The 14,817-nt window shown below is 40.6% G+C and carries 12 protein-coding genes; 4 read left to right on the plus strand and 8 right to left on the minus strand.

The genetic code is table 11. The annotated features are described in order from the left end of the window. Positions 1-58: 58 nt before the first annotated feature. From leuA to CYK47_RS06395, 4 genes are all read right to left on the minus strand, one after another. A complete protein-coding gene (gene leuA, locus CYK47_RS06380; protein WP_122899989.1) occupies positions 59-1,756 on the minus strand; it encodes a 2-isopropylmalate synthase in 1,698 nt (565 codons plus the stop codon). A 411-nt stretch (positions 1,757-2,167) separates the two neighbouring features. Continuing rightward, a complete protein-coding gene (locus tag CYK47_RS06385; RefSeq protein WP_122899990.1) occupies positions 2,168-2,851 on the minus strand; it encodes a Fe2+-dependent dioxygenase in 684 nt (227 codons plus the stop codon). Between the two features lie 83 nt (positions 2,852-2,934). After that, the gene (locus CYK47_RS06390) at positions 2,935-5,160 is read right to left on the minus strand and encodes a TonB-dependent receptor (RefSeq protein ID WP_122899992.1); all 2,226 of its coding nucleotides are present in this window, start codon (positions 5,158-5,160) and stop codon (positions 2,935-2,937) included. A 284-nt stretch (positions 5,161-5,444) separates the two neighbouring features. Then, a complete protein-coding gene (locus CYK47_RS06395) occupies positions 5,445-7,616 on the minus strand; it encodes a TonB-dependent receptor domain-containing protein (protein ID WP_122899994.1) in 2,172 nt (723 codons plus the stop codon). Positions 7,617-7,878: 262 nt separating this feature from the next. Between CYK47_RS06395 and tig the strand changes: the two genes are divergently transcribed. From tig to clpX, 3 genes are all read left to right on the plus strand, one after another. Further along, the gene (tig, locus tag CYK47_RS06400; protein ID WP_122899996.1) at positions 7,879-9,210 is read left to right on the plus strand and encodes a trigger factor; all 1,332 of its coding nucleotides are present in this window, start codon (positions 7,879-7,881) and stop codon (positions 9,208-9,210) included. 186 nt (positions 9,211-9,396) lie between these two features. Beyond that, positions 9,397-10,002 carry an ATP-dependent Clp endopeptidase proteolytic subunit ClpP gene (clpP, locus tag CYK47_RS06405; RefSeq protein ID WP_122899998.1) on the plus strand — a complete coding sequence of 202 codons (606 nt, stop codon included), beginning with the start codon at positions 9,397-9,399 and terminating at the stop codon, positions 10,000-10,002. A 29-nt stretch (positions 10,003-10,031) separates the two neighbouring features. Then, positions 10,032-11,339, plus strand: coding sequence for an ATP-dependent protease ATP-binding subunit ClpX (gene clpX / locus CYK47_RS06410; protein WP_122900000.1), 1,308 nt, complete (start codon positions 10,032-10,034; stop codon positions 11,337-11,339). Between the two features lie 39 nt (positions 11,340-11,378). Here clpX and CYK47_RS06415 read toward each other — a convergent pair whose 3' ends face one another. From CYK47_RS06415 to CYK47_RS06425, 3 genes are all read right to left on the minus strand, one after another. Beyond that, a complete protein-coding gene (locus CYK47_RS06415) occupies positions 11,379-11,768 on the minus strand; it encodes a hypothetical protein (RefSeq protein WP_122900002.1) in 390 nt (129 codons plus the stop codon). Positions 11,769-11,861: 93 nt separating this feature from the next. Continuing rightward, positions 11,862-12,104, minus strand: a complete 243-nt coding sequence (locus CYK47_RS06420) for a hypothetical protein (RefSeq protein ID WP_122900004.1) — start codon at positions 12,102-12,104, stop codon at positions 11,862-11,864. Positions 12,105-12,344: 240 nt separating this feature from the next. Continuing rightward, a complete protein-coding gene (locus CYK47_RS06425; protein WP_122900005.1) occupies positions 12,345-13,871 on the minus strand; it encodes a fumarate hydratase in 1,527 nt (508 codons plus the stop codon). A 537-nt stretch (positions 13,872-14,408) separates the two neighbouring features. Between CYK47_RS06425 and CYK47_RS15460 the strand changes: the two genes are divergently transcribed. Further along, a complete protein-coding gene (locus CYK47_RS15460) occupies positions 14,409-14,585 on the plus strand; it encodes a hypothetical protein (RefSeq protein ID WP_164709158.1) in 177 nt (58 codons plus the stop codon). 38 nt (positions 14,586-14,623) lie between these two features. Here the strand turns inward: CYK47_RS15460 and CYK47_RS06430 are convergent. Further along, positions 14,624-14,817: transposase domain-containing protein (locus CYK47_RS06430; protein ID WP_164709117.1), on the minus strand; the 194-nt coding region annotated here is incomplete at its 5' end.

Raw genomic sequence — 14,817 nt, forward strand, 5'->3', positions numbered from 1 at the left:
AAACGCAGAAAAGGATACCACTGGGGTATCCTTGCATAAAGGGCTTTATTGTTTCGCTTTAAACAGCAGCAGCAACCACTTGTTCAGTACTTAAAACACCTTGTTCAATCAAGCGGTTGGTGCAGGCAATAATTGCTTCAATTGAAGAAGTGACAATATTGTCATGTACACCAGCACCAAATGCTGATTTACCTGTACCTTGCACTTGTAACTCAACTAAAGCCAAAGCTTTGGCATGTGCACCGGCACTAATACTACGTTCTTCGTAGTTTAATACGTCAATTGGCAATTGTAGTGCATTTAAAATCGCAGAGATTGGACCGTTACCTTCACCACGTAATTGCTGGGTTTGACCGTTGACTTCAATATCAAGCTCAATCACTTGCTTGCCATTTTCATCATGTAAGCGGTAGTTTTTGGCAGAGTAATGCGCGTCTTTAGCAGCTACATAGGTCTTTTTAAACAAGTTCCAAATTTGTTGTGCACTGACTTCAATGCCTTCATCATCGGCAACTTGTTGTACCACTTGTGAGAATTCAATTTGTAAACGACGCGGCAAAGTCACGTTGTAATTTGATTCTAACAAGTAAGCAATCCCGCCTTTACCAGACTGTGAGTTCACGCGAATCACCGCGTCATAATCACGACCTAAATCTTTTGGATCGATTGGTAAGTACGGCATATCCCAAATTTCTTGATCTTTTTGGAACTCAAAGCCTTTTTTAATCGCATCTTGGTGTGAACCAGAGAATGCAGTAAAGACTAAATCACCAGCATACGGATGACGTGGGTGTACAGGTAAACCTGTACATTCTTCAACGGTAGCAATGATTTCATTAATATTTGAGAAATCAAGATTTGGTGCAACACCTTGGGTGTACATGTTTAATGCAATCGCAGCAACATCGACGTTACCTGTGCGTTCACCGTTACCAAAGACACAGCCTTCGACACGGTCTGCACCTGCCATAATCGCAAGCTCAGAAGCCGCAATACCACAGCCACGGTCATTATGACAGTGAACCGAAATGATCACGCCATCACGACGTAATAAATTGCGGTGCATCCACTCCACTTGGTCGGCATACACGTTTGGACCAGAAACTTCCACAGTTGCAGGCAAGTTTAAAATGACTTTATTGTCAGGACTCGCTTCCCAAATTTCAGTGACAGCATCACAGACGTCTTTAGCGACTTCTAATTCAGTGGCTGAGAAACATTCTGGTGAGTACTGGAATACAAATTCAGTTTCAGGTTGTTTGGCTGCGTATTCTTTGACTTTCGTTGCTGCATTAATCGCGAGCTGTTTCGCGCCTGCTACATCTACATTCAACACTTTCTCACGGAAAGTCGGTGAGTTTGAGTTATAGATATGCACGATGGCACGTTTGGCACCTTGCAATGATTCAAAAGTACGTTGAATCAAGTGATCACGCGCTTGGACTAAAACTTCAATGTAAACGTCATCTGGAATATGACCTTCTTCAATCAATTTACGCGTGAAGTCAAAGTCAATTTGCGATGCTGATGGGAAACCAATTTCAATATGTTTAAAGCCGATTTTCACCAACATTTGGAACATTTTGAATTTTTTCTCAATATCCATTGGCTCAAAAATCGCTTGGTTACCGTCACGTAAGTCGGTGCTCATCCAAATAGGCGCTTTTGTAATTTCGTTATTTGGCCATTGACGGTCAGGTAGATCAACACGTTGATACATGCGACGGTATTTTTTACTTGGATCAGCCAACATCATGAGATAACTCCTTGTGTAAAAATCATTGCGCTGCTTAAAATACAATGATCATTACCATATAGATTGTGTCTATTTATCTGCTTTACAAGGCTAAGATTTTGCTAATTTCGTAAAAAAATCTGAATAAATTTTACGACTTAGTTTTACCTTTTTTATACCTTATAAATCTATAACTTAAAGTTTAATCCAGATAAACCGAAAAGTTTTTGCTTTTTCTATGGATTTTAGTCGTATGCTAATAAAGATTTTCTGATAATTAGTATATTGTAGTAAAAATTTTCATCTTGCTTGAAAATCAGAGCGCTACTTTTCCTCATCATACATATAGGCGTAATTTTTTTTGCATGGTGATGCTTATTGCTTAAGCGAGTTGCAAGGCTCGGGCTCGAGTCTTTATCCTGCCAGCACAACTTAAACTTCGGCCCATTTACGCATTAGGTTATGATAAAGATTGGTCAATTTCATGACCTCGGCATGTTGATCGCCAAGTTCGACACGTAGGCTTTGAATCGTTTGATCTAAATTAAACAGCATGTGTCGGTTTGCATCATCACGAATCATACTTTGTAGCCAAAAGAACGACGCTGTACGGCAACCTTGGGTGACAGGTGTGACCTCATGCAAACTGCTTGCTGGATATAAAATTAAATCACCCGCAGGAAGTTTGACCTCATGGTAGCCATAGGTGTCTTCAATCACCAATTCACCCCCTTCATATTCATCTGGCTCACTTAAAAACAGCGTGCAAGATAAATCGGTGCGTAAGCGTTGTTGGCTGCCACGAATACGACGAATGGAATTGTCGACATGAAAGCCAAATGCCTCGTTGTTTTCATAACGATTAAATAGCGGCGGAATAATATCAAGTGGCAGGGCAGCCGATAAAAATAAGGGATGCTGTCCAAGAGCTTCTAAAATAAGCGTACTTAACTGATGGGTAAGGGGGTGATCTTCTGGAAGTTGTTGGTTTTGCTTAACAGTCGCTGACAAAGTGCCTGCAGTAAGCTTGCCATTGACCCATTCAACTTTGTGCATTTCTTGATGGATAAATTGAACTTGTTGTTTGGTTAAAATGTTTGGAATATGGTGTAGCACAGTATTGTTCCACGCAGCATTGAATGTTCATGAATCATAAATAACATAGCCTCATCAATGAGGCTATGTTAATGGATTACATATTAATATTTAAAGTTTAACGATAACACTGCGTTACGACCTTCAGCTTCGGTGGTGTAGTGTGGTGAGCTGAGTTTGGTGAAGTAACGTTTGTCCGATAAGTTATTAAGGTTTAATTGTAAATCGACATTTTGATTGACATTGTATCGTGCCATGGCATCAAAACGTGTATAGGCTGGTGCCCAACGGTAGTTGGTATTGTCCGCATAGACTTTGTCCATATAGGTTGCACCTGCCCCCAATGTGAACTGTGAGTCAATCGCATAGGTGGTCCAAAGAGTTGCACTGTGTTTTGGTGTGGTTGGCGTTTGGTTGCCATTTACTGAGCCTGTTGGTGAACCTGATACATAGCCGCCATCAATAATTTCAGCATCTAAATAGGTATAGCCCGCAGACACAGCCCAAGCATCAGTGATGTTACCGCTTAGACCTAACTCAATACCATCAACACGCGTTTCACCAATGTTACGGCTAATACTTTCATCATCGTTGACACGGGTATTGGTTTTCTCTGTACGGAAAATTGCAGCTGTGAAGTTGGCACGACGATCAAATAAATCCCATTTGCTCCCCAGTTCCATGGTGCGAACTTCTTCAGGTTTTAAATTTTGAGATGCAACAGAAATACTTTCTGAGCCATCACCAAAATCGCCGACTGGATTTGAGGCAGTCGCAAAGCTTGCGTAGATCGCAGCTCGTTCAACTGGCTTATAGGTCAAACCAATTTGATAGTTAATAAAGTCATCTTTATTGCTGACTTTGACTGGAGTAGATGAACCACGTTCAGTCACGCTACCTTTGGTATTAAACTCGTCCCAACGTACACCTAAATCAAGTAACCATTGTGGGTTAATTTCTATGTTATCGAGCAAGTAAACAGAGCTTGAATCGGTGTTGATATAGGTTGTTGCACGATTGGCTTTAATAATGTCGTTAAAGGCATCATGTGAATTTGGCGTATATAATGATGTACACCAACCATTGGATGCAGCACCTAAGCCCAATTTACAAGCATTGGTATCGATCGCCGAACCACTTGCCGAGCTGATGCTATAGTTACCTTTGTCTGTTTCTTGTTTGCTGTATTCAGCACCCATATTGAACTTATGGCTGAGTGTACCAGTCTTGAATTTACCTGTCAGTGCCAATTGGTTGGTAAAGGTGGTGGTGTCAGTAATACGTGAATTCGCACGACGCCATACTTGACCATTAACTACGTTGCCTTTTGAATCATCAGGCTGTGCCCAAATATAATCATTTTTAGAGCGGCTATATACTGCTGTGTTGCTGATGGTCAGTTGCTCATTTAGGTCGTGTTCAAGCTTTAAGCTACCAATATGGTTCTCTTGTTTCTGGAAATCACGATCTAACCAACCGTAGTAGATGCCTTGTGGAACCTGTACCGGTTTGCCATAAGTACCATTTTTACCTGTAATTGGGTTTTTAGTATAATTAAATGGTACGCCAGCATCTGGTGTATCGTCAGATTGCAGGTAGTAATAGCTTAAAGTTCCGCGGGTATCACTCTCTAGACCCCAACTAATACTTGGCGCAATACCCGCACGTTTATATTCAGCACCGTCACTTTGACCCGCTTTTTCGTTATGGTGCCCCAACACTGCCACACGAGCGGCAATACCATTACCAAAATCTTTATTGGCATCTAAAGTAATACGTTGATAGTTGTCAGTACCTGCAGCAACTGAACCTTCTAAAGCATCGCCAGCTTTGGCAACTTTAGAGACCATGTTGATGCTACCACCTGTGGTCCCTGCACCGCCCATCGCTGAGGCAGAACCTTTGGTGACTTCCACTTGCTCGACGGCAAACATGTCACGATTTTGTGAAGTTGCACTACGTATTCCATCCACATACATAGAGCTTTCAGAATTATAACCACGAATAAATGGACGATCACCATTTGGATTACCACCTTCACCTGCACCTAAGGTAATACCAGGTACAGTACGTAAAGCATCTGTAAGACTGGTAACTTGCGTATCTTGCATGAGCTGTTTTGAGATCACCGCAACAGATTTAGGGGTATCGAGTAGGGGAGCGACAAATTTAGAATTTTTAGATTGTTCCACTTTGAAGCTTGCTTGAGATTCAGCCTCCGCTTGAGTGTGAATTGTATCTAACGCGACTTCGTCAGCCATTGTTGCGCTTGCCATGACAGAAAGCAGCGCTGATGAAACAATTTTCTTACGGTTTTTTATGAAGGCCATGTGTTACTCAGCAAAAGCAAATATTGTGTTTGCGAATAATAATAATTCTTGTTATTTCTCACAGTACTTTAAAATTGGAAATGCCGATTCTCATATTAAGATAAAATGGCAAATTAAATGTAATAATGTAACAAAAAATAAATAAGTATTTGTATTTAATAAAAATAGAAAAACCCTGCCTAAGCAGGGTTTTTAATTGGGATTTTTAATTTAGCTTTTTTGCTGTGCAGTGGTTTATATATTTGTAAATATGACCTACAGCGTTTAAGCAAGATGATAAAGGCTTAGAAGTCATAAGAGACTGATAACCAGTAGTTACGACCTGCTAAATATGTCCCTGACATACTTGAACCAATGGTCATATAGTCATAGTAGCTTGCTTCTTCACCTAGACTATTGATATAGCTGGTATTGCCACTAAAGTCTTTATCTAACAAGTTATTTACTGAACCGTTAAAACGTAATTGATCGTTGACGCTGTAACTTGCACCTAAATTAAACAAATTATAACCTTTGAGCTTGTTACCTGTTGCCGCATAAATAAGACCTGCGTCACCTACGGTTTCCTCAGTACTATAACGTTTACGATCTGATTTATATTCGTGCTGTAACCATACATCAAGTGCAGGGTTGATATGCCAAGTAGAGGTCACATTCAAGGCATTTTTTGGCACATTATTTAAGTAAGAACCTTTATTTTCACCTTTGGTAATCTCACTTTCCATATAGGTATAAGCAGCTTTAATATCCCATTCTGGAATAATATTATATTTCAAGCTAACTTCAACACCCTTAGTTTCTGCCTCATTGGCATTGATTTTAGGTTCAAAAGCCTCTTGGGTAATATGCGAACCGTAGCTAATACAGCCTGCTTGATTTGGATTGCTTGCTGAATAACAGTTCCATACTTGAGGACCTGTTGTAATCAGATTCTCAATTTGGTTAAAGAATAGTGTTGTGGTCAGATCTAAACCACCGCGGTTATAGTTAAAACCAAATTCATAGTTGATAGATTCTTCTGGTTTTAAGTTAGGTGAGCCCACACCAAAGGTTTCGCCTTGGCCACTTACACTAATCACACCGTTATGTAAGTCTTTGGCAGAAGGGGCTTTATAACCGGTACTCACGCCACCTTTTACTGTTAAATTGTCATTGGTATTCCAAACCAAATAAGCGCGTGGGCTGAATTGACCACCAAAACCAGAATGGTCTTCGTAGCGTCCACCAATGGTTAATGCGAGTTGGTCGACAATACGCCATTCATCTTCAGCGTAAAAAGACAAAGAATCTTTCTTAAATTTAGCGCCAATACCTGCTAAATCATCAGCAATTTCTGCTTCTTTATATTCAGCACCCATGGTCACTTTGTGATTAGCGATAGGCATCACAATATGTGTATCAGCTACAAAGTCAGTATTTTCTAGAGTACGGTCACTGCCTGCAGCAACATTACCTGGGAAAGTATTACGCGGAATAGTACGCCCGACAGTTTCGGTTTGTGTGTGGCTGACATAAGAAGACCACTTACCAAAGTCATAATTACCTTCATGACCTGCGGCGATTTGTTGACGATTAAATTCAAGTTGGTCTTTATAGCCATTGGCGCGTGCTGGTGTGTCAATATTACCTAAGCGACTATCGTGGTTTTTATAGTTTTGGCTCGACTGGAAACCATCAATCCATAAGCTATTTTGATCATCTAGGTTAAATGATAATTTACCGCCAAAATCGTAAATGTCTGCTTCACTTGGACGTGGGTCACGACCTGAAGTGCCAGGGATACGCTCAGATTTTTGACGGTCTAAGTAAGAACCACGTAGTTGTAGACCAAGTTTGTCTTGAATTAAAGGCCCATTAACAACAAAGCTCGTTTTTGCAGAGTCAGCTTCGCCTTTATGTTCCATTACATTGCCACTTACAGTGACATTACCACCCCAAGTATCACTCACTTTTTTGGTAATAATGTTGATCACACCGCCCATGGCTTCTGAGCCATAACGGGTTGCCATAGGACCACGAATCACTTCAATACGCTCAATGGCTGCCAATGGCGGTAAGTAGCCATTAGATGCTTCACCAAAACCGTTAGGCGTTACATCAGCTGAAGTGGTTTGACGGCGACCGTCGATCAGAATCAAACTGTATTCATTACCTAAACCACGCATTTTGATATTTAAGCCTGATGTTTTACCTACACCATCACGAATATCAATCCCTGGTACATCTGCTAACAAGTCTGCAATGCTGGTTGCGTTTTTCTTTTCAATATCTTCTTTGGTCACTACGCTAATTGAAGCAGGTGCATCTTTTAAGTTTTGTTCAAAACCCGCTGCTGATACCACAATAGTTTCGAGTTGTTGTGTTTGAGTGGCTGGCTGTGCGGTGTTTGCAACTGCTGGTGTCGCTATAATCCCAAGAATCGCAAACGTAAGAGGGCGAAGGTTGAAATGATGCATGGCTAATTTCCGTATATATTGGGTACGTTTTAGAGCAGTTGCTCAAAATTAACCAGGATATTAGTGATAATATTTATCATTTGCAATCAAAATAGTACAAAAAATAAGGGATCATCCCAGCAAAATGGCCTTGAAAATTAAGAATCCACCTCAATTAAATAGAAAAATTGCCCCTGAAAAATGCGGTTTTGTATATATTGAAATGTTGGCATATAATGTGGCACATTTTTTTAAACCCTTTCACTAAAATATCGAGGAAGCCATGCAAGTAACTTCTGAAGCGGTTTCGGGCGTTGCCCGTCGTTTAAATGTATCTGTACCGACGAGCCGTATTAACGAGCAGTTTGAAGCTCGCTTGAAACGCACTGCCAAAACTGTAAAGATCAACGGCTTCCGTCAAGGTAAAGTGCCTGTAAACGTTGTACGTCGTGAATATGGCGCGGGTATCTACCAAGAAGTTGTTAACGACATCATTCGTGAAACAGTTTTCGAAGCAATCCAACAAGAAAAAATCAATGCTGTTGGTATGCCAAACATTGAAAAAACTGAGATGAAAGACGACGCGCTTGTATACGAAGCGACTGTTGAAGTTTATCCAGAAGTTGACGTTAAATTTGAAGGTTTAGAAGTAGAGCGTAAAGCTGCGACTGTAAACGACAAAGACGTTGATCAAATGATCGAAAACCTACAAAAGCAACGCGCTGGTTGGGCTGACACGAAAGGCATGGCGAAAAAAGACATGCAAGTAACTTTCGACTTTGAAGGTTCAATTGATGGCGAGAAGTTCGAAGGCGGTTCTGCTGAAGACTTTAAACTTGTGTTAGGTTCAGGTCGTATGATCCCTGGCTTCGAAGATGGCATCATCGGTATGAAGAAAGGCGAAGAGAAAGTAATCGAAGTTACTTTCCCAGAAGACTACCAAGCTGCGAACTTAGCGGGTAAAGCTGCACAGTTCAAAATCACTGTGAAACAAGTTGAAAAACAAAAGCTTCCAGAAATCGATGCTGAATTCTTAAAAGTATTTGGCGTATCTGAAGAAGAAGGCGTTGAAAAACTTAAAGCTGACGTACGTAAAAACATGGAACGCGAAGTAACTAACGGTCTTCGTAACCAAGTAAAAGGCGCAACTTTTGATGCACTTGTTGCTGCGAACGAAATCGAAGTTCCAGAAGCAATGTTAACGCAAGAAATTGAACGTCAACGTCAACAAATGATCCAACAGTTCACACAACAGTTTGGTGCTCAAGGCGCGAAAGCATTCGATTCAAGCATGCTTCCAGACGAATTGTTCAAAGAACAAGCTGAAAAAGCGGTTAAACTTGGCGTATTGGTCAGCAAAGTATTAGCTGAATCAAAACTTGAAGTTGACGCTGCTCGTGTTGATGCTTACATCGCTGACATGGCGTCTTCTTACGAAGATCCAAACGAAGTAATCGAATACTTCAACAACGACAAACAACAACGCGCGCAAATCGAAGCTGTTGTTTTAGAAGACCAAGTTGTAGATTACATCTTAGCTGCTGCTAAAGTAACTGACACAACTGTAAGCTATGAAGACTTATTGAAAGAGCAACAAGCTCGTCAACAAGGCTAATCGTTAAGCTTGAAAAAAAGGCGCTCATAGCGCCTTTTTTTTTGCAATTTGTTGTTTTGCAATCTTCACAAAACTTATGCAAAAAACTGCATGGATTTATTTGTGAATCTTTTGCAATTTAATGAATTATCCCTCATATTGTGACTATGAGTGCAGTAACAAAAAATTTTAGGAATAATTAAACTTATGTACGTTCCAACTATTGATAACGCCTTAGTCCCAATGGTGGTAGAACAGTCATCGCGTGGTGAGCGTTCTTTTGATATTTATTCACGTTTATTACGTGAGCGGGTAATTTTTTTAACAGGACAAGTTGAAGACAACATGGCCAACTTAATTGTGGCGCAAATGTTGTTTTTAGAAGCTGAAAACCCAGATAAAGATATTCATTTATATATCAACTCTCCGGGTGGTTCGGTAACTGCAGGTATGGCAATTTACGATACCATGCAATTTATTAAACCTGACGTTGTGACTTATTGTATGGGTCAAGCCGCATCAATGGGCGCATTTTTATTAAATGCTGGTGCTAAAGGCAAACGTTACTGCTTAGAAAACGCGCGTGTTATGATTCACCAACCACTTGGTGGTTTCCGTGGTCAAGCATCGGATATCGAAATCCATGCACGCGAAATTTTATTTATTAAAGAACGCCTAAACCGTTTAATGGCTGAACACAGTGGTCAAGATTACGAGAAAGTAGCACGTGATACCGATCGTGATAACTTTATGACTGCTCAGCAAGCAAAAGAATACGGCTTAGTGGACGAAGTGTTAAGCAAACGTCCATAAGTTCTTCCCTTTTAGATATTGGAGTGAATATGTCCGAACATCCTCAAGGACAAAAGCATTGTTCATTTTGCGGTAAAACGCAGTCTGAAGTCGGGAAACTGATTGCAGGCGAGGACGCGTACATCTGTAATGAATGTGTGGACGTATGCTTAGACCTCGTACAAACCAGCCAACAAGTTGACGCTGGTGATTGGGCAAGCAAACCATTACCAAAACCACATGAAATTCGCGCTGCGCTTGATCAATATGTGATTGGTCAAGATGTTGCGAAAAAAACCTTGTCGGTTGCGGTATATAACCACTACAAACGCTTAAAAGTGACCCATAACGGTCAGAAAAAAGATGATGCAGTGGAAATCGCAAAAAGTAACATTCTGCTTGTAGGTCCTACAGGTTCGGGTAAAACTTTATTGGCGCAAACCCTTGCACGTTTACTGGATGTGCCGTTTGCAATGGCAGATGCGACTACATTAACCGAAGCGGGTTATGTGGGTGAAGATGTTGAAAACATCGTGCAAAAGCTATTACAAAAAGCTGATTACGATGTAGAAAAAGCGCAAAAAGGCATTATCTATATTGATGAAATCGACAAGATCACTCGTAAATCAGAAAACCCATCGATTACGCGTGATGTATCTGGCGAAGGCGTACAACAAGCATTGTTAAAAATGATTGAAGGTACGGTGGCGTCAATTCCACCACAAGGTGGTCGTAAACATCCACAGCAAGAATTTATTCAAGTCGATACTTCGAATATCTTATTTATTTGTGGTGGTGCGTTCTCTGGTCTTGAGAAAATCGTGCAACAGCGTCAGGAAAAAGGCGGCATTGGCTTTACGGCAGAAGTGCGTAAAAAAGATGAAACCAAAAAACTGTCTGACCTGTTCCGTCAAGTTGAAGCAACAGACCTCGTAAAATTTGGTTTAATTCCAGAATTTATCGGTCGTTTGCCTGTGATCGCGACTTTAGAAGAGCTAGATGAAGATGCATTATTGCAAATTCTGACTGAGCCTAAAAATGCGCTAACTCGTCAATATAAATACTTATTTGACATGGAAGATGTAGATTTAGTCTTTGAAGAATCTGCGTTACGTGCTGTGGCGAAAAAAGCGCTAGACCGTAATACAGGTGCGCGTGGTTTACGTTCGATTCTAGAAAACGTCTTGCTTGAAACCATGTATGATCTACCAAGTCAGACTGATGTCGGTACAGTGGTGGTCAATGCGGCAGTAATCAATGAAGGCACTAAGCCTGAGTTTAAAGCTGAGCGTCAAGCCAAAACAGAAAGTTCTGAACCAGCCAAAACAGATTTAAAGTTAGTCAATAAAACTGCCTAATGTTAAAGCTTAAAAAAACGTGCCAATTGGCACGTTTTTTTATTTGGACTGGTTGAGGAGTTTTTCTAAGGCTTTATTTTGCATAATGTCACGACTTTTATTGGTTACTTTATCTTCGATTGAAAAGTCTACGTTTTCACTACGTGCATTGACATTATATTTGTATAAAAAAGCATTGCTTTCATCAATAGCGCGTACATCAACAAAAGGTGTGGTGTAATTTTTTAAAGTGAAGGTGAGAGTAGTATTAGGTTTAATGACTTGATTTTCGGCAAGCAAATTGTCTTGCCATGTTCCACTATTACTTGGACTGACATAAATTGCTTGAAGATTTAACAAGGTTTGATTGTGAATACGCAGCATTAAATCTGCGGCATGCGTGCTTAAACTTAAGCATAATGTACAGAATAAAACCAGTAGCTTAGACATCTTACTGCGCCTTTTATCCGATCAGTGACTATATATATTATGCTTAAAAAACGATCAATTCTATTTTTGTCGGATAAAAGGCAGCTGAAGCTTTTATTTTAAATTGGGAATATTTTTTGGAGTTAATGTAGAGGTGACACGGTCTTGAGCTTTAAAATATACAGGCCCTTGTTCAGCATCTACACGATAGCGATAATAAAAATTACCTTCTGAATCGATGGCTCGAATATCAAAATAGGGTGTTGGGTAATCGCTGAGGGTTAGGGTGAGTTGTCCATCACGTTCTAAATATTCATTTTCATCGAGTAAATCCTCTTCCCAAATGTGATCTTGCACATGACTGACCTAAATATAATGCAAAGCTTTTTGAGTTTGATTGTGGATTTCTAAAATATAGTCTTTTGCCCACAGCGCGGTGCTGAGTTGAAGCATCACGAAGACCAGTATCAATTTAGACATAAGCTAAGCGCCTCAATCCTAAAAGCGTTAGCATGAGTGTATGCCCAAATATGCATCTGCATCGTTATGTTTAGGTAAAAAAAAGCACCCAAAGAGGGTGCTTTTTTTTAAGACAAATTATTGCGCAGCAGCATCTACTACTGGAATTTTACCAATTTTTGCTTGCCAGATTTTTGGCGCAGTCGCGTGTACAGAAGTACCATTGACGTCAACTGCTACAGAAACAGGCATGTCTTTTACAACAAACTTGTAGATCGCTTCCATACCTAAATCTTCGAAAGCGACAACTTCAGCTTCACGAATTGCTTTAGAGACTAAGTAAGCAGCACCGCCAACAGCCATTAAATAAGTGGCTTTGTTATCTTTAATTGCTTCAATTGCAGCAGGACCACGGTCTGCTTTACCAATCATGCCATAAAGACCAGTTGCTTCTAAAACTTGGCGAGTGAACTTATCCATACGTGTTGCAGTTGTAGGACCAGCAGGACCAACCACTTCGTCGCCTACTGGATCTACAGGACCAACGTAGTAAATGAACTTACCTTTAAGATCGACAGGAAGCTCTTCACCGTTGTTCAGCATGTCAACCATACGTTTGTGCGCCGCGTCACGACCTGTATAGATGGTACCATTAAGCAATAATGTATCACCTGGTTGCCAAGCATTCATTTCTTCTTGGGTGATGTTGTCTAGGTCAACACGTTTAGAAGTTGATGAATCCCATGTTACTTCAGGATAATCTTCAAGTTTCGGTGCGATGATGTTGGCAACACCAGTACCATCTAACGTAAAGTGTGCGTGACGAGTTGCAGCACAGTTTGGAATCATACCGACTGGTTTGCCCGCAGCGTGGCATGGGTAATCTTTGATTTTGATGTCTAGAACAGTTGTAAGACCGCCAAGACCTTGCGCACCAATACCCAGCGCGTTTACTTTTTCGAAGATTTCGATACGAAGTTCTTCAAGTTTAGACTGTGGACCACGACGAAGTAATTCGTCCATGTTGATCTCTTCCATCAATGCTTCTTTAGCAAGCATCATGGCTTTTTCTGCAGTACCACCGATACCAATACCCAACATACCCGGTGGACACCAGCCTGCACCCATGGTTGGAACAGTTTTTAATACCCAATCCACGATTGAGTCAGAAGGGTTTAACATTGCCAGTTTAGATTTGTTTTCTGAACCGCCACCTTTTGCTGCAACAGTGATATCTACTTTGTTACCTGGAACAAGTTTGTGGTAGATCACAGCAGGGGTGTTGTCTTTAGTGTTTTTACGACCAAATGCAGGGTCAGCAAGCACAGATGCACGTAGTACGTTTGAGTTTTCTAAGTAACCTTGGCGTACACCTTCGTTAATCGCATCGTCTAGGCTCATGGTTAAATCAAATTTAACATCCATACCCACTTCAACGAATACGTTGACGATACCAGTATCTTGGCAGATTGGGCGGTGGCCTTCTGCACACATACGAGAGTTAATTAAGATTTGTGCGATTGCATCTTTAGCAGCTTTGTTTTCTTCACGGTCATACGCACGGCTCATCGCTTGGATGAAGTCTTGTGGATGGTAGTAAGAAATAAACTGAAGCGCATCTTTAACCGATGTGATCAAGTCATCTTGCTTGATAATAGTTGTCATATCAAATATCTCTTGAGCGGGCTGATAGCTAGCGGGCTAAATTATAAGACAAAAAAATGCTGCTGTGGGTGTTTTGGGCGAAAGTTTAATATCTAGCCTGAAACTGCAAGTCTTGGCTTATGGTTTAGTCCAAAAAAGCCTTCATTTTGGATATGTATCTAGAGATTTTTGTCATAAAAAAATCATAAATGAATTGCGATTTTTGTTAAGTTTTTGATATTAATAGATAATATGGATTGAGTTGCATTTAACTTTTGTCATATAACTGTCATAAAACTTTCGCATAATGCACGCATCGAAACGAAGAGATCCTAAGACAATGGTTACAGGTATTTTGATGGTTGCTGGTTTTTGTGTATATATCGCAGCGACTTGGATGTATGGTCAAAAAGAAGATCAAGCTTAAGCTTTATCTTCTTTTTTCGTTTTATAGTCCAACAATAAAAATTCTTACCATATTTACTATTTTTACGCTCGTTCTTCCTACCCCTCTCGCGCTATGCTGATAGTACGCACCTCAAGTCTAAAGGTGATGCTATGGCTCAATTTTTTTGTGTTTTTATCTTCGTGATTTGTCTTACACCCAGTTATGCCGCAGATAGCCGTGAACAATCACAGCCACCAGCGAAACAATCTATCACGCAGGAACAGCCACCTCCTACGCCAATTCATCCTTGTGCACCGCTTGAACAATGTATGCCACCGAGTTACTAAATAAAAAGTAAGCATCCGCTGAACCCCATACCTATTTTTTAATTTTGGTCGGGTTGCCACCGGTGTGGCAGTAATTCTTCAATTTGGGTCACTTTGTGTGTCGGCAGCCTTTTCAGCACATCACTTAAATAGGCATACGGATCCAGCCCATTGAGCTTTGCTGACTGGATTAAAGTCATGATATTGGCAGCTCGTTGGCCACTGCGCAGCGAACCTGCAAATAGCCAGTTCT

The organism is Acinetobacter sp. B51(2017), from assembly GCF_003711395.1.
In the GTDB taxonomy this organism is placed as follows: domain Bacteria; phylum Pseudomonadota; class Gammaproteobacteria; order Pseudomonadales; family Moraxellaceae; genus Acinetobacter.